The sequence below is a fragment of the Bacillus sp. HY001 genome (genome assembly GCF_007558965.1).
GTDB lineage: Bacteria > Bacillota > Bacilli > Bacillales > Bacillaceae_G > Bacillus_A > Bacillus_A mobilis.
The window spans coordinates 1-334 of the sequence record NZ_VLTE01000283.1 but is presented as its reverse complement, the minus strand read 5'-3'; the positions used below and the strand labels follow the sequence as shown (position 1 = coordinate 334).

The 334-nt window shown below is 30.8% G+C and carries 1 pseudogene; it reads right to left on the bottom strand.

The features are described from left to right. Positions 1 to 334: pseudogene (locus FOT98_RS31315) on the bottom strand (RNA-guided endonuclease InsQ/TnpB family protein); the annotation flags it as partial.

The window sequence follows — 334 nt, the reverse complement described above, 5'->3', positions numbered from 1 at the left end:
GATTGACTGGCTACATTGCGTAGGCAAAGCTCGATAATCATTTTGAATCATAGCCTTAAATAGTGCATCTAGAAAGTTGTAATCTACATAAGGTTTTTTAAAATTAGGTTCTGAAAATAAATTACATTTAATCTCTTTCTGTTCTTCTTTAGGTTTTAATTTCTCTTTTTCTAATTTCTTCTGATAGGCAAGAAGTTGTATGTCATTCATCTTACCAATATTTTTATGAATATTAGCCAGAACTTCTTTTTGCAAAGGCTGCAACTCTTTTTCTTGTGTTAATCCAGTGTACACCTGGCGTATATAAAAGTTTGTGGTGTTGTACATATTCTTA